Origin of the sequence: Gordonia metallireducens (genome assembly GCF_021245825.1) — a bacterium.
Lineage (GTDB): Bacteria > Actinomycetota > Actinomycetes > Mycobacteriales > Mycobacteriaceae > Gordonia > Gordonia namibiensis.
This window is the reverse complement of sequence record NZ_JAJQJP010000017.1, coordinates 58,244-78,981: the sequence shown is the minus strand read 5'-3', so window position 1 is coordinate 78,981 and position 20,738 is coordinate 58,244. Positions and strand designations below refer to the sequence as shown.

The following is a 20,738-nucleotide window of genomic DNA, read 5'->3' as shown; positions in this document are numbered from 1 at the left end:
TGACCTCGTTCTTCGCTCGTCGTTCCGGACCGGGGCTGTACTCCAGTGGCGGGGTGGGGTCTCCTTGGTGGGCGTTCCTGACGGGGGTCGGGAGCGCAAGGATGCGTTGGTCGCAGGACACACGGAGGTGTTCTCAGGCACTGCCCGTCGGGGGCTGTGTGTCGTCCGGCCCACGCAACCGGGCGGGTGCCGGACACCGGGTCGATGGGGGTCGGCCGGTCTCCGGCACCCGCTTCCCCTCTTCTTCTCCCGGCTCGCCGCTTGTTCCCGGGTCGTCGTGTCGGCTCACTAGGATCGCGGCATGCCAGTGCGCCCCCGGATCACCGACACCGCGCGCCGATCCCGGCTGATGCGCCGCATGCACCTCGACGCCGCGTCGCGGGCCGGGACCGTCGTGGAGGCGGCGGCGACGATGGTCGGTCTCCACGCCACCACCCCCTCGACGGTCTACCTGTCCGCGTGGGCGCGGGTCGACGGTCTGACCCGCAGCCACATCGACACCGCGCTCTACGACGACCGGACCCTCGTCAAACACCTCGCGATGCGCCGGACACTCTTCGCCTTCCCCCGTGACGTCCTCGCCGAGGCGATCGGTGCGCTCGGGCCCCGGATCACCGCCTCCGAGCGCACCAACATGCTCCGCGATCTCCGCCGCAGTCCCGACGTCGACGACCCGGAGGGCTGGATCGAGACCGCGCGCGACGCGGTCCTCGCCGAACTCGCCGGCGGTGAGTCGCTCACGTCGACCGAACTGCGCTCCCGGTTGCCCATCCTCGAGGGCGCGATCACGTTCGGTGAGGGCACGTCGTGGGCGGGAAAGAGTCATTTCGGTCCGCGGGTGCTCAACATGCTCGACGCATCCGGAGCCATCGTGCGCGGACCCAACCGACTCGGCTGGCACCTGTCCCGTCCGGCATGGACGTCGATGAAGGTGTGGCTGGGCGAGACCCCGGACGCGCCGAACGTGCACGACGGCCACCGGGCGCTCGTCGAACGCTGGCTGCGCACCTACGGGCCGGGAACCGAGACCGATCTCGTGTGGTGGCTCGGCTCCACCAAGACCGCGGTGCGGGCTGCCCTCGCCGATCTCGGCACCGTCGAGGTCGATCTGGACGGGGGCGGCATCGGACATGTGCTGCCCGACGATCTGGACACCGACGAGAACTGCGAGCCGCAAGCCGTGCTGCTCCCCGAACTCGACCCCACGACGATGGGCTTCAAAGAGCGCGGCTTCTACCTTGGCGATCACGGCCCCGAAGTCTTCGACTCCGTCGGCAACGGCGGACAGACCGCATGGTGGGGTGGCCGGATCGTCGGCGGCTGGTATCGCCGCGACGACAATTCGATCGCGATCCACCCGCTCGAGGCCCTGCCCGCCGACGCCCGGCGGAAACTCGACGTGCGGGCCGAGGAGCTCGCGGCATGGCTCGGCGACGGCTCCATGAAGATCGGTTACGCCGCGCCGTACATGCGGAAGAGATGAGTCGAGAGCGATGAGTCGAGCCCCGAGCCGCGGTCTGCCTCTGCGAGAACCCCGCGTCGAGCGAAAGGCACCGCGATGAGCGATCAACTACCACCCGTGACCGACCAGGACACCTGGGCGAAGGCCCTCGAGGAACTGCGGGTCCGCGAGAAGGCGGCCACGCGCGAACTCGACGCGATCGCGGCGCAGCGGCGGCGGCTGCCGATGGTCGAGATGCCCGACTACACGCTGACCGGACCCGACGGCCCGATCCGACTGGTCGACGTCTTCGACGGGCACTCCCAACTGATCGTCTACAACCACATGTGGTTTCCCGGTGAGACCTACCAGTGTTCGGGGTGCACCGGATTCACCATGCAGTTCGACCGGCTCGACTTCCTCGGCGACTACGACGCCCGGTTCGTGATCATCACCCACGGTCCCATCGACGAGGCCCTCGCCTACAAGAAGCGCGTCGGCAACCGCATGGACTGGTACTCGTCGGCGGGCACGACCTTCTCCGCCGACGTCGGCGCGGGGCCGGGGGAGGGGTTTGCCGTCAACGTCTTCCTCCGCGACGGCGACAGGGTATACCGCACCTGGCACACGACCGGCCGCGGTGTCGAGCAACTCGGGTACACCTTCTCGCTCATCGATGTACTGCCGTGGGGAAGGCAGGAAGAGTGGCAGGACTCGCCCGACGGCTGGCCCCAGAGCCCCACGTACTCGCGGTGGCGTGAATCGGAGACCATCGCCGCAGCCTACGGCGACACCGGTGCGTGACCCGCGGGTGACGCCTTCGCAGGTCAGAGCTCACAGCAACCTCCCAGCATCCGACCAGTGAGGTGCCAGCGGGCTCTGCCACAGTAGGAGTGTGACCGGACCGACCAGGAACGACGACGCGCGCGGCGCGAAGGTTCTCGTCGTCGACGACGAGGAGAACATCCGCCAGCTGCTGTCGGTGTCGCTGAAGTTCCAGGGGTACGACGTCGACACGGCCGCAGACGGACCGGCCGCGATCGACAAGTGCCGCAGCAGCAAACCCGACATCCTGATCCTCGACGTGATGATGCCGGGCATGGACGGCTTCGGACTGTTGCGTCGTCTGCGCGCGGACGGGGTCGAGGCGCCCGCCCTGTTCCTGTCGGCGCGCGACTCGGTGGAGGACAAGGTCAACGGTCTGACGATCGGCGGCGACGACTACGTCACCAAGCCGTTCAGCCTCGAAGAGGTCGTCGCCCGCCTGCAGGTGTTGCTGCGCCGCAGCGGTTTCGGTGAGGAGCAGCAGGCCTCGTCCCGGATCACCTTCGCCGACATCGAACTCGACGACGAGACCCACGAGGTCTTCAAGGCCGGCAAGCCGGTCCAGCTCTCGCCGACCGAGTTCACCCTGCTGCGTTACTTCATGGTCAACGCCGGCACGGTGCTGTCCAAACCCCGCATCCTCGACCACGTCTGGAACTACGACTTCGGCGGCGAGGTCAACGTCGTCGAGTCCTATGTCTCCTACCTGCGTCGCAAACTCGACAACGGCGACAAGCGTCTCATCCACACCCTGCGCGGTGTGGGCTATGTGATGCGCGAGCCGCGCGACTGATGGCCACCCCCGAGGCCCGCAGGCGCGGTGTACCACTCCGGTTTTCCCTGGTTGCGCTCACGCTCGCGCTCGTGGTCGTCGGGTTGCTGGCCTCCGGGGTGGCGGTCACGTCGTCGATGCGGCAGGACCTCATCTCGCGCGCCGACGACGGGCTGGTCAATGCCACCCGCACGTGGGCCGATCCGCGATCGCCGGCCGACGAACCGCGCTCCGGCCCGCCGGGGCCGCGCCGTCCGCCGTCGCCCTATTACGTGGAGTCGATTCTCCACGGCCCGGCCGGTATCTCGACGGTCAACGTCTACAACCAGTTCGACCACGCCCCGGACGTCGACGGCCTCACCGCCGACAACGTCGTTCCGGTCACCGTCGGATCGGTGGAGCCGCATGGCCCGAAATGGCGGGTGATCAAGCGCAGCAACCAGTTCGGCACATCGATCGTCGCCACCCCGATGTCCGACATCGATGCCACCATCAGCCGGTTGGTCTGGCTGCAGTTCGCCATCGGTGCCGTCGTCGTCGTGCTCATCGGAGTGCTCAGTTACCTGCTGGTGCGAACCAGTCTCCGCCCTCTGCGCCGGGTCGAGGAGACGGCGCACGCGATCGCGGCGGGCGACCTCACACGACGGGTTCCGCTGGCCGCACCCGACACCGAGGTCGGCAGTCTGTCGGATTCGCTGAACACGATGCTCGGACAGATCCAGCAGGCCTTCGCGACCACAGCGGCGTCCGAGCGGCAGGCCCGCGCCTCCGAGGAGGAGATGCGGCGCTTCGTCGCCGACGCCAGTCACGAACTGCGAACACCCCTGACATCGATCAAGGGCTTCGCCGAACTCTATTCGCAGGGCGGCGTTCCCGACGTCACCGACGCGATGCGCCGGATCAACGACGAGGCCGCCCGTATGAACGTGCTCGTCGAGGACCTGCTGATGTTGGCGCGCCTCGACGTCCAACGCCCCATCGCCACGGCGCCCGTCGACCTGCTGAGCCTGGCTACCGACGCCGTCCAGTCGGCGCGCGTCGTTGCCCCAGAGCGCGATATCGAGCTCGAGGTGACGACCGGCGACCGGCCCCCGCTGGTCTCGGGGGACGGGCCGCGACTCCTGCAGGTGCTGCGCAACCTGATCGGCAACGCGATCAACCACACGCCGGCCGACGCGTCGATCACGGTCGGGGTCTCGGTCGAGACCGGCGTCGACGGCACGTCGGAGGCGGTGCTGACGGTTGCCGACACCGGTCAGGGATTGACCCCGGAGGACGCGGAACACGTCTTCGAGCGGTTCTACCGCGGCGACCAGTCACGCCACCGGGGTTCGGGCGGCGGAAACGGCTTGGGGCTCTCCATCGTCGCCGCGCTCGTCGAAGCGCACGGCGGCCGGGTCGGCGTCGAGTCGACACCCGGTGAGGGCGCGACCTTCTGGGTGCGACTCCCGCTGTCCACCGCTCCCTGAGTAGCCCCGGAGCTTGCGGAGGCCGTCAGTTCCTGCTCCCTGAGTAGCCCCGGAGCTTGCGGAGGCCGTCAGTTCCTGCTCCCTGAGTAGCCCCGGAGCTTGCGGAGGCCGTCAGTTCCTGCTCCCTGAGTAGCCCCGGAGCTTGCGGAGGCCGTCAGTTCCTGCTCCCTGAGTAGCCCCGGAGCTTGCGAAGGCCGTCAGTTCCTGCTCCCTGAGTAGCCCCGGAGCTTGCGGAGGGGCGTATCGAAGGGTCAGATCAGCCGCCGTAACCTCGCGAACTCGGCCACGTCGGTGCGGAATTGGTCGAGCGTGACGAGGGTGTACATGCCGTCGATCTGGCGGGTGGCCCAGAGCTGGTGGATGCGTCGGAGGTCGGATTGCCGTGACTTCCAGCCGATTCCGTCGATCACCGCGAGCACGAGCTGGGTGGGGAGACGGACCTCGGCCATCTCCTCGATCTCGCGCACCGCGTCGGTGAGTTTCGAGCCGGTCGAGTCGAAACCCTTCGCGGCCACCACGATGTCGGCGGAGTTGGGATCGCCCACGATGAGGTCGGCGGGGGCGGTACGGCCGTTGCGGCCGACGAACCGCGATCGCGTCGTGTAGTCCAATCCGAGATCGCGTGCGATGTCCTCGATCTCGTCCTCGATGCGACGGCCGGACGCACCGGCCCGGGTCGCGGTGGCGCGGGTGCCGGCGCGCGCCACGAGGATGTCGGCGAAGGTGTAGGTGCGTTCCATCTGGGCCCGCAACATCCGGACGAGGTCGAACTCCGTGTCGAGCCAGGTCACCAGGTCGACGGGCTGGGTGCGCGCAAGTCCGTGCCAGCCGCTGGTGTCGAACCGGTCGCGCAGTGCGTTCTTGAGTTTCTCCTGCGACAACCCGACCGCGAGCCCGAGCACCGGCACGTCGTTGGGGTTGTCGCGCACCCAGGCGGCGAGTCCGGTGATGTCGGTGTCGAGGAGCCCACCGAGACTCCCGGTGGCCTCGACGATCCGCTCGGCCTCCGGTGTGGAGGCGGTGGGGTCGACGTGGGAGGTCAAGCGTCCCAAGGACTTCAGGTAGTCCTCGAAATCAACTGCGTCACTCATGCGCTCGGCGTCAGTCCCGTCCGATGAACAGGAACTCGCTGACGTCACGACGGGTGGCGGCAGCGTGCGTGCCGAAGCTGTACTTGTGGTCGATGGCGATCACCTCGACCGAGGGCTTGACCTTGCCGAGCAGGTCGACGATGCGGTCCTTGCCCGGCAACGCATTCGACGAATACGACAACACGATCGCGCCTGCGTCCTCGAAATGTTCGAACGTCCGCAGCAGTGCGTCCTCGATGGTCCGTTTGTAGGCGAACGGCGTGAAACGCTTGGGCAGCTTCTTGGTTTTGGTGTTCTCCATGATGGTCATGCCGCGCCAGTACGCGGAGAGACCTTCGAGGAAGTGATAGCGCTTGATGTAGTCGTTGTCGTCGGTGGGCGGCGCGTACGGAGGGTCGAGGTAGACGAGGTCCGGCGGCGCCGACCACGGCAGGTCGAGGTCGAAGATGTCGCCCTGGACGCTTCGGTTGCTGCAGCCGTTGCTGAACACAGTGCCGTTGTAGTCGGCCGCCGCGCGCAGCCGGAAGTGGTCGCGCAGGGACATCGTGAGGTCGCGGCGCCCGTCGGCATAGCGGGTGGAGTCGGTGAAGGTGAACACCCCGCGCGGCTGCTTGCGGGCAGCGGAGAGAACGAGCGCGGAGATGGCCAGGTCGCGACGGTATCCGCGCAGTGCGTCGATGTGGGACCACGCCGAGTCGAGGAACGCGCGGTCCTCCGCGGTGAAATACAGGCCGTCGAAGGTGCTGGAGATGTAGTCGCGGTCGTCGGCGGCCGGCCCGCAGATCTGTTCGACGAGTTCCTGTTCGAGGCGGACGCTCGAATTCGCCACCGAGGCGCGTGTGATGACGTGCGGGAAGTGGAGGAAGTCATTACTGAGGACCTCGAAACCCTGCGCCTTCAGCAGGTACGAGACCACGCCCGACCCGGAGAAGGCGTCGACCGCCGTCGACCCGCCGATCTCGGCGAAGGTGCGTTCGAGATGGGGGAGCAGCCGGTACTTCGACCCCATGTACCGAAGCCGCGGGAACCGCTGTGCGCGGGCCAGGACGTCACTGGAGCCGACGGCTCTGCCGGTGCTGCGTCCCGATCGGGAGGATTCTGGCCCACTCACACCGAAAAGAATGTCATGGACCCCCGACAGCGCCGTGGAGAACACGTCGCGTCCGGTGGTGCCGAACCCCACAACATCTAGACTCGGCCCATGGCATCGGTCTTCAGCATGATCATCAACGGCGACATCCCGGGTCGATTCGTCTGGAAGGACGGCGAAGCCGTCGCGTTCCTGACCATCGAGCCGGTCACCCCCGGCCACGTTCTGGTGGTGCCGCGCAACGAGGTCGACCACTGGGAGCAGATCGACAGCTCGCTGTTCGCTCACCTCAGCGGTGTCGCGCAGAAGGTCGGCCAGGCCGTCAAGGATGCCTTCGACGCTCCGCGCATCGGTCTGCTCATCGCCGGCCTCGAGGTTCCCCACGTGCACATCCACGTCTTCCAGGGGCTCTCCTTGGAGACCTTCGACCTCGCCAACGCCGACAAGAACGCCAGCCCCGAGGAGCTCGACGCCGCGGCCGAGAAGATCCGCGCGAGCCTGCGCTCGCTCGGGTACGGCGAGTACGTCGCCGACTGACCCCTCTCGTGCTCCCTGAGGAGCGAGCTTGCGAGCGTCTCGAAGGGTCAGACGGTCCGGTGGATCAGCAGCGGCAGGACCGCACCCGCCCCGGCCTCCCGCAACGCAGCGGCGGCCAGGGTGATCGGCCAGCCGGAGCTGTTGGCGTCGACGACGAGCATCACGTTCTGGCCCGTTACCTCGGGCGGATCTCCCAGGTGGTCGCGCCAGTAGGCGGCCTCGACCGCGCCGGTCGCGTCGGTCGGCGGATCGCCCATGCGGACCGGGAACGTTCCGCCGCCGCGCTTCCCGACCGTGCGCAGGTGCTCGGCGAGCGCCTCGGCCAGGTTTGTACCGGTCAGACGAAGCGACACGATGACGTCTGCGCGGACACCGGTATCGCGGACCCAGGCCGAGAGCGTGGCGACGGCGGCGTCGCCCAGTTCGGCGAGGGCGCGCTCGTCGCCGTTGCGGGCGGCGGCCAGCACCTCGACCCACTCGGGGGCGTCGGCATGAGCGAGGACGCGTCCGGGCTGGGCGAGCAGGTCGGCGGGGATCCTTCCGCGACGGCCGAATTCGCCGCCCGGCCACATCTTCCGCGGGTCGAGGGTCGACGCCTTGCGGCGCAGCGTCGACGTGACGGTGCGGACCACCTCGGCGTCGACGGTGTCGGGGAGTCCCTCGCTCAGTCTGCCGCGGCAGGCCGAGCAGCGACCGCAGTCGGCGGCCTGCGGGTCGTCGAGCGATTCGGTCAGCAGACGCATCAGGCAGGTGCGGCCGGCGATGTAGGAGCGCATGATGTCGGCCTCACGGCGACGGACGGCGAGTACCCCGTCGTAGTGTGCGGCGTCGTAGGTCCACGGTTTGCCGGTGGCGACCCAACCGTCGGGGGTGCGGTCGGTGATGCCGTCGACGGCGAGTTGCTTGAGCATCAACTCGATTCGCGTGCGACGGAAGCGGGTGGCGGCCTCGAGCTGGATGGGCGACTGCGGTTCGTCGGCAGCCTCCAACGCGGCCAGCAGGTCACGCATCTTGTCGGGGTCGGGGATCGTCGCGGTGGCGAAGTGATCCCAGATCCGGTCGTCGGTCTGCGACGCCAGCAGCATCACCACGGCGTCGTCTAGCGCGCGCCCGGCACGACCCACCTGCTGGTAGTAGGACACCGGCGACGGCGGTGATCCGACGTGCACGACGAAGCCGAGGTCCGGCTTGTCGTAGCCCATCCCCAGCGCCGACGTCGCGACGAGTGCCTTGACCTTGTTGTGCAGCAACGCATCTTCGAGTTCGTGCCGACGATCGGCGTCGAGTTGTCCGGTATAGGCGGCGACCTCGACCGAATCACCGTGCACAGCGCGGATGGCCTCGACGAGCCGGTCGGCATCGGCGACGGTGAGGACGTAGACGATGCCCGAACCCGGGAGGTGGGGGAGGGCCTGTGCCACCCAGCCGTAGCGCTGCACGGGGGAGAGTCCGTCGAGGACGTTGAGATGCAACGACTTCCGGGCGAGCGGACCGCGGAGGACGAGAGTCGGTGCGTCGGAACCGGAATCGAGCTGCGCGGCGACGTCCTCGGTGACACGTGCGTTGGCGGTCGCGGTGGTCGCCAGGACCGGCGTGGTCGGGTTGACCGAGCGGAGCACGTCGGCCACGCGGCGGTAGTCGGGCCGGAAATCGTGGCCCCAGTCCGAAACGGCATGTGCCTCGTCGATCACCAGGAGCCCGAGGTTGCCGGCCAGTGCGTCGAGCACACGGCGTCCGAAGCCGGGATTCGCCAGACGTTCCGGTGAGACGAGCAGGACGTCGAGGTCGCCAGCCCGCAGCTGCGCCTCGATGGCCGACCACTCGTCGACGTTCGACGAGTTCAGCGTCGCCGCGGACAGGCCGCCGCGAGCCGCGGCGGCCACCTGGTCGCGCATGAGTGACAGCAGCGGGGAGACGATCAGCGTCGGTCCGCCGCCGCCGGCACGGATGATCGCGGTGGCCGACCAGTAGACCGCGGACTTTCCCCAGCCGGTCGCCTGGACCACGAGGACCCGTGCGCCGGGTGTGCCGGGTTCGCCCCCGGCCAGTGCTGTCACAGCCCGGAGCTGGTCCTCGCGCAGCGTGGCGCCCTCACCGGCCAGGCTGGTGATGACGCGGTTGGCGGCGGTCAGCTGGTCAGGGGAGAGGGTGGCGGTCATGGGCCCCAATGTAGTGGCGATGCCCGACACCTGACCCGCCACGTCCGACGGTTTAGAGTCATGGTCGTGCGAGTACTCGTGATCGGCTCGGGCGGCCGCGAACATGCCCTTCTCATCGGCCTCAAGAACGATCCGTCGGTCACCGACCTGCATGTCGCTCCCGGCAACGCCGGAACCTCGGCGATCGCCACCAATCACGCCGTCGACGTGGTCTCGGGCGAGGCAGTTGTCGCGCTGGCGGAGAAGCTGGAAGCCGACCTCGTGGTCATCGGGCCCGAGGTCCCCCTGGTCCTCGGTGTCGCCGACGCCCTGCGCGAGGCCGGCATCGCGACCTTCGGTCCCAGCGCCCAGGCCGCGCAGATCGAGGGTTCCAAGGCCTTCGCCAAGGACGTGATGGCAGCTGCCGGCGTGAAGACCGCGCATGCGGAGATCGTCGACAACCCGGCCCATCTCGACGCCGCCCTCGACCGCTTCGGACCCACCTGGGTCGTCAAGGACGACGGTCTCGCCGCGGGCAAGGGCGTCGTCGTCACCCCCGATCGCGACGTCGCCCGCGACCACGCCGCCGAATGCCTGGAGAGCGGACACCCCGTCCTGCTGGAGAGCTTCCTCGACGGACCCGAGGTCTCGCTGTTCTGCCTCGTCGACGGCGAGACCGTGGTGCCGCTGCTGCCCGCGCAGGACCACAAGCGTGTCGGCGACAACGACGCCGGACCCAACACCGGCGGCATGGGCGCCTACACGCCGCTGCCGTGGCTGCCCGCCGAGATGACCGGGCGCATCGTCGACGAGGTCGTGAAACCCGTTGCGGCCGAGATGGTCAAGCGCGGAATTCCGTTCTCGGGTCTCCTTTACGCCGGTCTCGCGATCGGCGCGGACGGCCCCGCGGTCGTCGAATTCAACTGCCGCTTCGGCGATCCCGAGACCCAGGCGGTCCTCGCGCTGCTGAAGTCGCCGCTCGGCGCGGCGCTCAACGCGACCGCCACCGGGACGCTCGCCGACCTGCCGGCGCTCGAATGGCACGACGGCGCCGCGGTCACCGTGGTCGTCGCCGCCGAGAACTACCCCGGCAAGCCGCGCACCGGTGACATCATCACCGGCGCCGACGCCGAGGGTGTGCTGCACGCGGGTACGTCCAAGAACGCCGACGGTGCGATCGTCTCCGCCGGAGGTCGCGTGCTCGCGGTCGTGGGCACCGGCGCCGACCTCGCCGAGGCCCGCGCCCAGGCCTACGCCCGGATCGAGAAGATCAAGCTGCCGGGTTCGCACTTCCGCACCGACATCGGACGCAACGCCCTCGAGGGCAAGATCAGCATCTAGCGAACCATCGCTCACATTCTCCGTTCCCGCTCACCGGATTTGCGTGAGCGGGAACGGAATGAGTGAGCGAAACTCGCGGAACCGGGTTCAGTCCGCGAGGTTGCGGCCGAGGAACTCGATCTGCTCGGGGAGCACGCTGCGCCAGTACCGGTTGGTGTGACCGCCGGCGGCGGTGCCGAAGGCGGCCGGCGGGTGAAGACCCGCGGCCCACTGGCGGGTGTAGGTGTAGAACTGATCGCTCGAACCGATGTTGATCAGCAGCGGGATCTTCGCGAAACTCGGCTGCGCGCCGAACAGCGAGTTGGCCTGGTAGTCGGCGAGGCCGTCGAAGGCGCGCGGCGGGAAGTTGCGCGGGTCGGCCCACATCGCCGGCGAGCTGACCGCCACGGCGGCGACCCGCGGCGCACCGAGCATCGATGCCAGACGCAACGCGCCGTATCCGCCCATCGACCAGCCGAAGAGGCCGATGCGATCGGTGGACAGGTTGAGCTGCGGGTTGTTCGCGAGCATCGGCAGGAACTCGTCGAGGATCATCGCGCCACCGTCGGTGCCGTCGGCCCGCCGGTGGTAGTAGTTGCGACCCACGTCGGCCGCGGCCAGCGCGAACGGGGTGTTGCCGTTGTCCACGTATTGCTGCATCACGGTCTGCATCTCGAGCTTCGACCCGAAGATGGTCTTCTCGTTCGTGTTCAGCGCGTGCAGCACGACGACGACGGGCAGCTTGCCCGTCACACCGTTGGGTCGGGCGACCGCCCAGCGGGTGTCGCGACCGCCCATGCGGGCGGACTTGAAGCTGCCGGTGATCAGCGGGGGACCGCTGGTGACCGGCGGCGGTGAGGTCTCGACCGGCAGTTCGTCGTCGGCTGCGCGGCCTTCGAGGTTGCGCGGCTGCACCGATGCCGACGGCGCCTTGTCCGAGCATGCGGCCAGTCCGAGGGCGGCGGCCCCGACGCCGGCGGCGAGCACGGCACGACGGCCCACGCGCGGGAGGTCGCGGTCGGCGGCGTCGGAGAATCGGGATCGCAGGCTGGTCATCGAAGCAACAGGGTAATCGGGGAACCCGGGCCCGGTGCAACGTCGAATCGGCCGACGCGCCGACGCTGTGAGAAATCTGTCTCTGACTTGACGCTCAGTCGAGCGCCGCGATGGCCTTCTGCAGAAGTTCGGCCGCGCCGGATGCCACTTCGGGGAGGCCGGGGGCGTCGGTCACCGCGACCATGATGTCGGGGTTCATCGCCTCGACGATGACGGTCCCCGGGTTGTCGGTGTCGTCGCGCACCACGACGTTGCAGGGGAGCAGCAGACCGATCTGCCGCTCGATCCCGAGTGCGCGATGGGCGAACTGCGGATTGCAGGCGCCGAGGATGAGGTAGTTCTCCATGTCCTCGTCGAGCTTCTTCTTGAGCGTCGCCTTCACGTCGATCTCGGTGAGCACGCCGAAGCCGACATCGCCGAGGGCTTCCCGCGTCCGCGCGACCGCGTCGTCGAAGTCGGTCTGCAGGGTCGTCCGGTAACCGAGTTTCATGATCATTCCTCTCGTGGGTGCTCCCGCTGCGTCAGGCGAGCGCCAGGAACAGCTTTTCCAGTTGGTCGATCGTCATCGGCTCCGAGTCCTTCGACTGTTCGCCGGTCATGCATTCGCGGAGGCCGGTCGCGACGATCTTGAAGCCGGCACGGTCCAGTGCACTCGACACCGCGGCGAGTTGGGTCACGACGTCCTTGCAGTCACGTCCCTGTTCGATCATCGAGATCACGCCGGCGAGCTGCCCGTGGGCGCGGCGCAGCCGGTTGAGTACGACGCCGATCGATTCTTCGTCACCGACCATGACGACCTCCTTGTGGTCGAACGCGAGGATTCACCCGACCGGTTCGACTATACCCCTAGGGGTATCAGGTCCGGTCTCGTGATGCAGGAGTCGAATCACTCGCGGTCGGTCGCCGTGGACGGCTTGGGCGGCAGTGACACTCGCGGGGAGGTGAGGTCGTCGATGCTGAGACGGGCGCCCAGCCTCTCACGCAGGAAGTCGGCGAACGCGGACTGTCTCAATGCGGTGTAGAGCGCCGCGTAATCGGCGACAGCGTGGAGGCCGTCGAACTGCGTGCGATCACGGTCATGGGCCTGAGCGGAGAAGATTCTGCCGTCCGATGATCGACCGCCGTCGACGTGAACCGGGCGTTCACCGCCGTTGTCCTCCTCTTATACGGGAAATCGACTGTGCTTGTACCGCTTTGGTCAAAAGCAATACGGCGGTACGGACGGCTTTGGCAGCATGAACCACATGATGACGTCGGCGGCGACACCCAAGGGTGCGCGACGGCGGTCTCGCTTGATCGAGGCCGCCGGCGAGCTGCTGCTCGAAGGCGGCTTCGACGCCGTCCGTCATCGTGCAGTGGCCGAACGTGCCCAGCTGCCGCTGGCGTCGACGACGTATTACTTCGCCTCTCTCGACGACCTGATGGCCGAGGCGGCGGCCAGTCTCTGCAGCCACGATGCGGAGGCAGTCACCGAGCGCTGCAACGCACTTCCGCGTCGACGCCGCGGGAAGACCGCGACGTCGACCGCCCTCGCCGAGGTGATCGTCGGGGAGGACACGACGATCCAGCAGCTGTCGGCCCGCTACGAGATGATCGCGTTGTCGGCGCGGTACCCGATGCTGCGCGAGGTGGTCAGCGACCGGTGGCAGGCGCTGTCCATGTGCCATCTCGATGTCCTCACCAAATCCGGCCGGGTCGCCGACCCCGCCCACATCGCCCAATTGATCGGGATCGAGGACGGCGCCATCGTCGGCGCCCTCGGACAGAACGGCGTCCGGCCCATCGACGCGGTGCGCGACGCCCTGCTCGAGGTGATCGACGTCCTGGCACCGCGGGCGTGATCGCAGCGGAAGAGAGAGAAGGGATCGGATGTCGGGGGATTCGATGAGCAGGCGCCGTACCCGCATGGGTGTCGCCGCCGCGTTCCTGTCCATGGTCTTCGGGGTCACGATGTTCGTCGCCCCCGGTGCGCAGGCCGCTCCGGCCGGTCGCGTGGACGCCGGTGTCCCGTTGTCGTCGGTGGTCTACGGAACCGGGTGTACCTACCCCGTGACCGTCCCGGTCAACTCGTCCGGCTGGGTCGAGTTCTGGGAGGTCAAGCCGGGTCTGCCGGCTCGTTTCATCGGCCGCGATCTCCCCTCGGGTGCACTCGCCTCGGTCACCTGGGTACCCCGTCGCATCGGCGACAAGTACCTCTACGCCGTCCAGAACGGCAAGGCCTCGCAGCCCACCCTCGTCAAGGTGCGCCAGGGCTACGGGTCCAACGGGACCTGCTTCGCGTTCTGAGCGGCGCGAGGGCCGGCACCAGAGGAATTCGGGATCCGCTCGCGATCGACCTACACTGAGCGGGTGTCGAAGCCCGCCATTGCCAACGTCCTGGCCAGCCGCTATGCCTCCACCGACCTCGCCGAGCTGTGGTCGGCCACCACCAAGATCGCCCTCGAACGGCGACTGTGGATCGCGGTGCTGAAGGCACAGGCCGACCTCGGGATCGACGTCCCGGCCGAGGCCATCGCCGACTACGAGCGCGTCGTCGACCAGGTCGACCTCGCCTCGATCGCCGACCGTGAGCGCGTCACCCGCCACGACGTCAAGGCCCGCATCGAGGAGTTCAACGCCCTCGCCGGTCACGAGCAGATCCACAAGGGCATGACCAGCCGTGATCTCACCGAGAACGTCGAGCAGCTGCAGATCCTCCGTTCTCTCGAGCATGTGCACGCCCACGGTGTCGCCGTCCTGGCCCGCATCGTCGAACGTGCCGCCCAGTACTCCTCGGTCGTCATGGCCGGCCGCAGCCACAACGTCGCCGCGCAGGCCACGACGCTCGGCAAGCGTTTCGCCTCGGCCGCCGACGAACTCATGATCGCGCTCACCCGGCTTCGTGAGCTGATCGACCGCTACCCGCTGCGCGGCATCAAGGGCCCGATGGGCACCTCGCAGGACATGCTCGACCTCCTCGGCGGCGACGCCACCAAGCTCGCCGACCTCGAGGCGCGCGTCGCCGACCACCTCGGTTTCGCGCGGTCGTTCACCTCCGTTGGCCAGATCTACCCGCGGTCGCTGGACCACGACGTCGTGTCCGCGCTGGTGCAGGTCGCCGCCGCGCCGTCGTCGCTGGCCCACACCATCCGGTTGATGGCCGGCCACGAGCTGGTGACCGAGGGCTTCCAGCCCGGCCAGGTCGGCAGCTCGGCGATGCCGCACAAGATGAATACCCGAAGCTGCGAGCGCGTCAACGGTCTCGCCGTGGTCCTGCGGGGCTACGGCTCGATGGCCGCCGAACTCGCCGGCGCCCAGTGGAACGAGGGCGACGTCTTCTGCTCGGTGGTCCGCCGCGTCGCATTGCCCGATGCCTTCTTCGCCATCGACGGTCTGATGGAGACCTTCCTGACCGTTCTCGCCGAGTTCGGCGCGTACCCCGCGGTCATCGCCAACGAGCTCGACCGCTACCTGCCGTTCCTCGCGACCACCAAGGTGCTGATGGCGTCGGTGCGTGCGGGTGTCGGTCGCGAGACCGCGCACGAGGCGATCAAGGAGAACGCCGTCGCGGTGGCCCTGGCGATGCGTGAGGAGGGTCGCGAGCCGGACCTGCTCGACCGTCTCGCCGCCGACGACCGCATCCCGCTCGACCGGGCCCAGCTCGAGGGGCTGCTCGCCGACAAGTCGGTCTTCGTCGGTGCCGCCGAACAGCAGGTGGCCGATGTCATCGCCGCCGCGGAGAAGATCATCGGCCAGTACCCGGAGGCCGCGGCCTACACACCCGCCCCGATCCTCTAGGGCTGGTTTCGATACGGCTCGTCGCAAGCTCCTCGCCTACTCAACCAGCGGATTTCCGTTAACCGAGCGGATCGACGGGCGGATGTCCGCTGGCCGAGCGGATCGACGGGCGGATGTCCGCTGGCCGAGCGGATCGACGGGCGGATGTCCGCTGGCCGAGTAGCGAGGACCGAGCGCAGCGAGGACCGCGCGTATCGAGGTCACTCCGGAGCGGAGGCGTCGGCGTGTCCGAGCTTCCAGTCGGGCAACGCGACGTCGCGCACGAGACGCTTGAGTTCGGGTGCCCCGGGGAACCCGCCGTCGCGTTTGCGTTCCCAGATCTGCGTGCCGTCGACGTCGATGTGGAACACGCCACCGGTCCCGGGGACGAGCGTCACCGAACCGATCTCGGTGCCGAAGGTGTTCAGCAGCTCCGACGCCATCCACGACGCCCGCAGCAGCCAGTTGCACTGGGTGCAGTAGGTGATGGTGATGTGGGGTGCGGTCATCGGTAAAGAATGTCAGAGCCTGCCGTCCCGTGTCGCACGCCGAACCTCTAGGGTCGAGTCCATGCGTCCTGAACTGCAGTCCTACCGGCATCTGGCGTCGGGAAAGGTCCGTGAGATCTACGAGATCGACGCCGACACCCTGCTGTTGGTGGCCTCCGACCGGATCTCGGCCTACGATCACATCCTGAGTCCCGCGATCCCCGACAAGGGACGCATCCTGACGGCGATGAGTTTCTTCTGGTTCGACGAGCTCGGCGTCCCCAACCATCTCGCCGGCGGTCCGACCGACGAGCGCATCCCGGGTGAGGTCGTCGGTCGGTCGATGGTGGTCAAGCGCCTGCCGATGGTGCAGGTCGAATGTGTCGCGCGCGGGTACCTGACCGGTTCGGGTCTGCTCGACTACCAGGCGACCGGTGCGGTGTGCGGTGTCGAACTGCCCGCCGGCCTGTCCGAGGCGTCCAAGCTGCCGGAGCCGATCTTCACCCCGGCCACGAAGGCCGAGCAGGGTGAGCACGACGAGAACATCAGCTTCGAGCGCGTCGTCGAGCAGGAAGGCGCGGAGCTGGCCGAGGCGCTGCGGTCGGCGACCCTCGACATCTACGGACGCGGTGCAGCGGTTGCTGCCGACCGTGGAATCATTCTGGCGGACACCAAGTTCGAGTTCGGTCGCGGCCCCGACGGTGAGCTGGTGCTCGCCGACGAGGTCCTGACCCCCGACTCGTCCCGGTACTGGGAGGCCGCGACCTACGAACCGGGCAAGGTCCAGCCGAGCTTCGACAAGCAGATCGTCCGGAACTGGCTCACCAGCGCCGAATCCGGCTGGGACCGGGCCTCCGATGTCGCCCCGCCGTCACTGCCCGACGACGTCGTCGAGAAGACTCGTCAGCGCTACATCGATGCCTACGAATGGATCTCGCGCAAGTCCTTCGCCGACTGGCCCACCGCGGAGGTGTCCTCGTGACCGACGAGCGCAACGCGGCGACACCGCCGGTCGCCAAGAAGGTCCCGAAGGAACGCACCCACCACGGCGACACCTTCGTCGACGACTACGAGTGGTTGCGCGACAAGGACGATCCGGAGGTGACCGCCTACCTCGAGGCGCAGAACGCGTTCACCGAGGCGCACACCGGTCACCTGGCGGATCTGCGCAAGCAGATCTTCGACGAGATCAAGCGCCGCACCAAGGAAACCGACATGTCGGTGCCGGTCCGGCGCGGACGCTTCTGGTATTACGCCAGAACACAAGAGGGCAAGCAGTATTCGACGTCCTGCCGGTGCCCGATCGCCGGCGACGACGACTGGACGGCGCCGAAGGTCGACGACGGTGTCGAGTTGCCCGGCGAGGAGGTCCTGCTCGACAGCAACGTCGAGGCCGAGGGACACGACTTCTTCAGTCTCGGCGCGCTGACCGTCAGCGACGACGGCAACTGGCTGGCCTACAGCACCGACGTCGTCGGCGACGAGCGATACACGCTGCGCATCAAGGACCTTCGTACCGGTGAGGTCCTCGACGACGTCGTCACCGACACCTCGGGCAGTGCGGTGTGGTCGGCCAACGCCCGCCACGTCTTCTATTCGACGGTCGACGCCGCGTGGCGTCCGGACACGGTGTGGCGTCACGACATCGGTGCGGGCACCGAGGACGTCAAGGTCTTCCACGAACCCGACGAGCGGTTCTGGGTCGGCATGGGCACCACCCGCAGCGACAAGTACCTCGTCATCGGTGTCGGCTCCAAGATCACCTCGGAGAGCTACGTTCTCGAGGCCGACAACCCGACCGGTGAGTTCCGCAGCGTCGTACCGCGCGTCGACGGCGTCGAGTACAGCGTCGAGCATGCCGTCATCGGCGGGGACGACCACTTCGTCATCGTGCACAACGAGGTCGTCGACGGCGAGAAGGCGGAGAACTTCGCCATCGACATCGCGCCGGTGGACAACCCGTCGGACCGACGTCCGCTGATCGCGCACGATCCGGCCCGCCGCATCGAGGATCTCGACGCATTCGCCGACTACCTGGTGCTGTCTTACCGGCGAGAGGCGTTGCCGCGGCTGGCCATCGCAGATCTCCGCCGGATCGACGGAATCCCGGCCGAATCAGACTTCCACGAGGTCGAATTCGATCAGGAACTGAGTGCGGCCGGACTCGGCGGCAACCCCGAATGGTGGTCGCCGAAGCTGCGCATCGGTTACGGCAGCTTCATCGAACCCGCGGAGTTGTTCGAACTCGACGTCGCCACCGGCGAACGCACCCTGCTGAAGCGGCAGCCGGTGCTCGGCGGCTACGACCCCGCCGACTACGTCCAGTCCCGTGAATGGGCGGTGGCCGACGACGGCACCCGGATCCCGCTGTCGGTGGTGCGCCGCAAGGAGACCGACGCCGCGAGGCCGGCCCCGCTGCTGCTGTACGGGTACGGCTCGTACGAGGCCAGCATCGACCCCTACTTCTCGGTGTCCCGGCTGTCCATGCTCGATCGCGGCATGGTCTTCGTCCTCGCCCACATCCGCGGCGGTGGCGAGATGGGCCGCTACTGGTACGAGAACGGCAAGGAACTCAGCAAGAAGAACACCTTCACCGACTTCGTCGCGGCCGGACGCCATCTCGTCGAGACGGGATGGACGACGCCGCAGCAGATGGTCGCCGAGGGCGGCTCGGCCGGCGGACTCCTGATGGGTGCGGTGGCCAACCTCGCGCCGGAACTGTTCAACGGCATCCTGGCGTCGGTGCCGTTCGTCGACGCACTGAACTCGATCCTCGACCCGTCGCTGCCGCTGACGGTCATCGAGTGGGACGAGTGGGGCGACCCGCTGCACGACCCGAAGGTCTACGAGTACATGAAGACCTACACGCCGTACGAGAACGTCGACGCGAAGCCGTATCCGCCGATCCTCGCGTTGACCTCGCTCAACGACACCCGGGTGCTGTACACCGAGGCGGCGAAATGGGTCGCGCGGCTCCAGGAGAAGTCGACCTCGGGCAACCCGATCCTGCTGAAGACGGAGATGACGGCCGGCCACGGCGGCGTCAGCGGACGCTACAAGCAGTGGGAGGAAGTCGCTTTTGAGATCGCCTGGATTCTGCAACAGTCCGGCGCGTTGGAGAGCTGACCTCGAAACCGAAGAGCCCCACCACCCTCGCGGGCGGTGGGGCTCTTTGTTTTCGAGCCGGGTCGATCAGTGCATCATGATCGGGCCGCGATCCATGTCCTCTTCGACGAGAGGCGAGGCGATCTTCTTGCGCGGCAGGAAGAACGCCGGGATCACGGTGAGGCAGATCAGCACGACCGAGACCACGAAGGTGTTGGAGAACACGTCGGCGGCGGTCTCGAAGAACGATTCCGGCAACGGGTCCGGGACACCCGGGGGCAGCGGCTTGTCGGAGGTGTTCGCCATGATCGCGAGACCGGCCTCCGGCTTGCTCGCCAGGCTGCTGGCCAGGATCACCGAGATGACCGCGGTGCCGATCGAGGTCGCCGCCTGCTGGATGGCGTTCATCAGCGTCGAACCGTCCGGCACCTGGGGGTTGCTCAAGGTGGCGAGGGCAGCGGACATGATCGGCATCATCGTCATGCCCATACCGAGGCCCTGGACGAACAGCGAGCCGCAGATCAGCCAGTACGAGGTGTCCGCACCGAGCATCGTGAACGTCGACAGGCCGATCAGGATCAGCACGATGCCGCCGAGCACGAACTTTCCGGGCCCCATCTTGTCGGTGAGCTTGCCGGCGATCGGCATGGTCAGCATCGCGCCCAGGCCCTGCGGAGCGAGCAGCAGACCGGCGGTCAGCGTGGACTCACCGCGGACGCCGATGAAGTACTGCGGGAACAGCAGCGCGGCACCGAAGAACGCGATCATGAACAGCACCATCGTGGCCACCGCGACGCTCAGCGTCTTGTTCTTGAACAGACGCAGGTCGAGCAGCGGCTTCTTCGCTCGCAGCGCATGGAAGATGAACGCGGCGATGAGAAGCGCACCGATGATCGTCGGGATCAGCACCGAACCGGTGACGAAGGTGCGGTGTTCGGCGCTCGAGGAGATACCGAACAGGAACAGCGCGAGACCCGGCGACAGCAGCAGGAGGCCGATGACGTCGATGGACGACTTCTTGGTCTCGGCGTCGTCACGCAGGACGATCCACGCGTAGATGAAGGCGATGATGCCGATCGGGACGTTGATCAGGAAGATCCAGTGCCAGCTGAGCTGCTCGATGAGCACGCCGCCGAGGATCGGACCCGAGATCGGGCCGAGGAGCATCGGGATACCGAGGACGGCCATGACCGAGCCGACGCGTTCGGGACCGGCCGCCTTGGTCAGCATCATCATGCCGATGGGCATCAGCAGACCACCGCCGAGGCCCTGGACCACGCGGAATGCGACCAGCATGCCGATGTTCGGGGCGAAGGCGCAGAGGATCGAACCGAGGGTGAACAGCACCAGCGAGGTCAGGTAGACCCGCTTGGTGCCGAAGCGCGATGCGGCCCAGCTGGCCAGCGGGATCACCGCGGCGAGAGCGAGGGTGTAACCGGTCGCGGTCCACGCGGCACCCGCGGCGTCGGTGTTGAACTCCTGCTGGAAGGTGTTCTGGGCGACGCCGACCACGGTGACGTCGAGGATCGACATGATCGCGCCGAGCACGACCACACCGGCGACCAGCAGAACGTTCTTGTCCAGCTTGGTGTCGGGTGGACCTTCGTGGAGATGGCCTCCGGTGGAGGGTGTCATGCGGTGTTTTTCCTA

20 protein-coding genes are annotated in these 20,738 nt (G+C 67.8%); 11 read left to right on the top strand and 9 right to left on the bottom strand.

Translation table 11 applies throughout. From position 1 onward, the window contains the following. Positions 1 to 301 precede the first annotated feature (301 nt). The 4 genes from LQD00_RS05250 to LQD00_RS05235 all read left to right on the top strand — a co-directional run bounded on the left by LQD00_RS05250 (position 302) and on the right by LQD00_RS05235 (position 4,507). Positions 302 to 1,483 carry a winged helix DNA-binding domain-containing protein gene (locus LQD00_RS05250; protein ID WP_232715980.1) on the top strand — a complete coding sequence of 394 codons (1,182 nt, stop codon included), beginning with the start codon at positions 302 to 304 and terminating at the stop codon, positions 1,481 to 1,483. A 75-nt stretch (positions 1,484 to 1,558) separates the two neighbouring features. Next, positions 1,559 to 2,245 (top strand): DUF899 domain-containing protein, encoded by a 687-nt coding sequence (locus LQD00_RS05245; RefSeq protein WP_232715979.1) that lies wholly within the window; start codon positions 1,559 to 1,561, stop codon positions 2,243 to 2,245. 91 nt (positions 2,246 to 2,336) lie between these two features. Next, positions 2,337 to 3,059, top strand: coding sequence for a response regulator transcription factor (locus LQD00_RS05240; RefSeq protein ID WP_232715978.1), 723 nt, complete (start codon positions 2,337 to 2,339; stop codon positions 3,057 to 3,059). After that, entirely contained in the window at positions 3,059 to 4,507 is a 1,449-nt protein-coding gene (locus LQD00_RS05235; protein WP_232715977.1) for a sensor histidine kinase, read from the top strand. Before LQD00_RS05240 ends, LQD00_RS05235 begins: the two co-directional genes overlap by 1 nt. Positions 4,508 to 4,758: 251 nt before the next feature. Here LQD00_RS05235 and LQD00_RS05230 read toward each other — a convergent pair whose 3' ends face one another. Together LQD00_RS05230 and LQD00_RS05225 are read right to left on the bottom strand one after the other, a co-directional pair. Further along, on the bottom strand, positions 4,759 to 5,598 hold the full coding sequence (locus LQD00_RS05230) for a hypothetical protein (protein WP_232715976.1): 840 nt from the start codon (positions 5,596 to 5,598) through the stop codon (positions 4,759 to 4,761). Between the two features lie 10 nt (positions 5,599 to 5,608). Then, the gene (locus LQD00_RS05225) at positions 5,609 to 6,709 is read right to left on the bottom strand and encodes a DNA adenine methylase (protein WP_454771245.1); all 1,101 of its coding nucleotides are present in this window, start codon (positions 6,707 to 6,709) and stop codon (positions 5,609 to 5,611) included. A gap of 90 nt (positions 6,710 to 6,799) precedes the next feature. Here LQD00_RS05225 and LQD00_RS05220 point away from each other — a divergent pair, with 90 nt between their 5' ends. Then, a complete protein-coding gene (locus tag LQD00_RS05220; RefSeq protein ID WP_232715975.1) occupies positions 6,800 to 7,225 on the top strand; it encodes an HIT family protein in 426 nt (141 codons plus the stop codon). Between the two features lie 47 nt (positions 7,226 to 7,272). On the opposite strand, the gene LQD00_RS05215 is transcribed toward LQD00_RS05220, so the two are convergent. After that, positions 7,273 to 9,384 (bottom strand): RecQ family ATP-dependent DNA helicase, encoded by a 2,112-nt coding sequence (locus LQD00_RS05215; RefSeq protein WP_232715974.1) that lies wholly within the window; start codon positions 9,382 to 9,384, stop codon positions 7,273 to 7,275. A 66-nt stretch (positions 9,385 to 9,450) separates the two neighbouring features. On the opposite strand from LQD00_RS05215, the gene purD reads away from it, so the two are divergent. Beyond that, positions 9,451 to 10,704 (top strand): phosphoribosylamine--glycine ligase, encoded by a 1,254-nt coding sequence (gene purD / locus LQD00_RS05210; protein WP_232715973.1) that lies wholly within the window; start codon positions 9,451 to 9,453, stop codon positions 10,702 to 10,704. Between the two features lie 87 nt (positions 10,705 to 10,791). Here the strand turns inward: purD and LQD00_RS05205 are convergent, their stop codons facing one another. From LQD00_RS05205 to LQD00_RS22725, 4 genes are all read right to left on the bottom strand, one after another. Further along, on the bottom strand, positions 10,792 to 11,739 hold the full coding sequence (locus LQD00_RS05205) for an alpha/beta hydrolase (protein WP_232715972.1): 948 nt from the start codon (positions 11,737 to 11,739) through the stop codon (positions 10,792 to 10,794). A gap of 94 nt (positions 11,740 to 11,833) precedes the next feature. Continuing rightward, positions 11,834 to 12,229 (bottom strand): DUF302 domain-containing protein, encoded by a 396-nt coding sequence (locus LQD00_RS05200; protein ID WP_006867209.1) that lies wholly within the window; start codon positions 12,227 to 12,229, stop codon positions 11,834 to 11,836. A gap of 31 nt (positions 12,230 to 12,260) precedes the next feature. Further along, positions 12,261 to 12,530: a metal-sensitive transcriptional regulator gene (locus LQD00_RS05195; protein ID WP_154884638.1), complete on the bottom strand. Its 270-nt coding sequence runs from the start codon at positions 12,528 to 12,530 to the stop codon at positions 12,261 to 12,263. Between the two features lie 95 nt (positions 12,531 to 12,625). Continuing rightward, positions 12,626 to 12,751, bottom strand: coding sequence for a hypothetical protein (locus tag LQD00_RS22725; RefSeq protein ID WP_269784665.1), 126 nt, complete (start codon positions 12,749 to 12,751; stop codon positions 12,626 to 12,628). 235 nt (positions 12,752 to 12,986) lie between these two features. On the opposite strand from LQD00_RS22725, the gene LQD00_RS05190 reads away from it, so the two are divergent. The 3 genes from LQD00_RS05190 (at position 12,987) to purB (ending at position 15,516) form a co-directional block, all read left to right on the top strand. Continuing rightward, entirely contained in the window at positions 12,987 to 13,580 is a 594-nt protein-coding gene (locus LQD00_RS05190; protein WP_232716083.1) for a TetR/AcrR family transcriptional regulator, read from the top strand. Between the two features lie 43 nt (positions 13,581 to 13,623). After that, the gene (locus tag LQD00_RS05185) at positions 13,624 to 14,025 is read left to right on the top strand and encodes a hypothetical protein (RefSeq protein ID WP_232715971.1); all 402 of its coding nucleotides are present in this window, start codon (positions 13,624 to 13,626) and stop codon (positions 14,023 to 14,025) included. A 63-nt stretch (positions 14,026 to 14,088) separates the two neighbouring features. After that, positions 14,089 to 15,516 (top strand): adenylosuccinate lyase, encoded by a 1,428-nt coding sequence (gene purB / locus LQD00_RS05180; RefSeq protein WP_232715970.1) that lies wholly within the window; start codon positions 14,089 to 14,091, stop codon positions 15,514 to 15,516. Between the two features lie 200 nt (positions 15,517 to 15,716). On the opposite strand, the gene LQD00_RS05175 is transcribed toward purB, so the two are convergent. Then, on the bottom strand, positions 15,717 to 16,004 hold the full coding sequence (locus LQD00_RS05175) for a SelT/SelW/SelH family protein (RefSeq protein WP_006358387.1): 288 nt from the start codon (positions 16,002 to 16,004) through the stop codon (positions 15,717 to 15,719). Positions 16,005 to 16,065: 61 nt separating this feature from the next. On the opposite strand from LQD00_RS05175, the gene LQD00_RS05170 reads away from it, so the two are divergent. Then, entirely contained in the window at positions 16,066 to 16,965 is a 900-nt protein-coding gene (locus tag LQD00_RS05170) for a phosphoribosylaminoimidazolesuccinocarboxamide synthase (RefSeq protein ID WP_232715969.1), read from the top strand. Continuing rightward, on the top strand, positions 16,962 to 19,109 hold the full coding sequence (locus LQD00_RS05165) for a S9 family peptidase (protein WP_232715968.1): 2,148 nt from the start codon (positions 16,962 to 16,964) through the stop codon (positions 19,107 to 19,109). The genes LQD00_RS05170 and LQD00_RS05165 overlap by 4 nt, the downstream gene beginning before the upstream one ends. Before the next feature lie 66 nt (positions 19,110 to 19,175). Here the strand turns inward: LQD00_RS05165 and LQD00_RS05160 are convergent, their stop codons facing one another. Continuing rightward, positions 19,176 to 20,723 (bottom strand): DHA2 family efflux MFS transporter permease subunit, encoded by a 1,548-nt coding sequence (locus LQD00_RS05160; RefSeq protein WP_232715967.1) that lies wholly within the window; start codon positions 20,721 to 20,723, stop codon positions 19,176 to 19,178. Between the last annotated feature and the right edge of the window lie 15 nt (positions 20,724 to 20,738).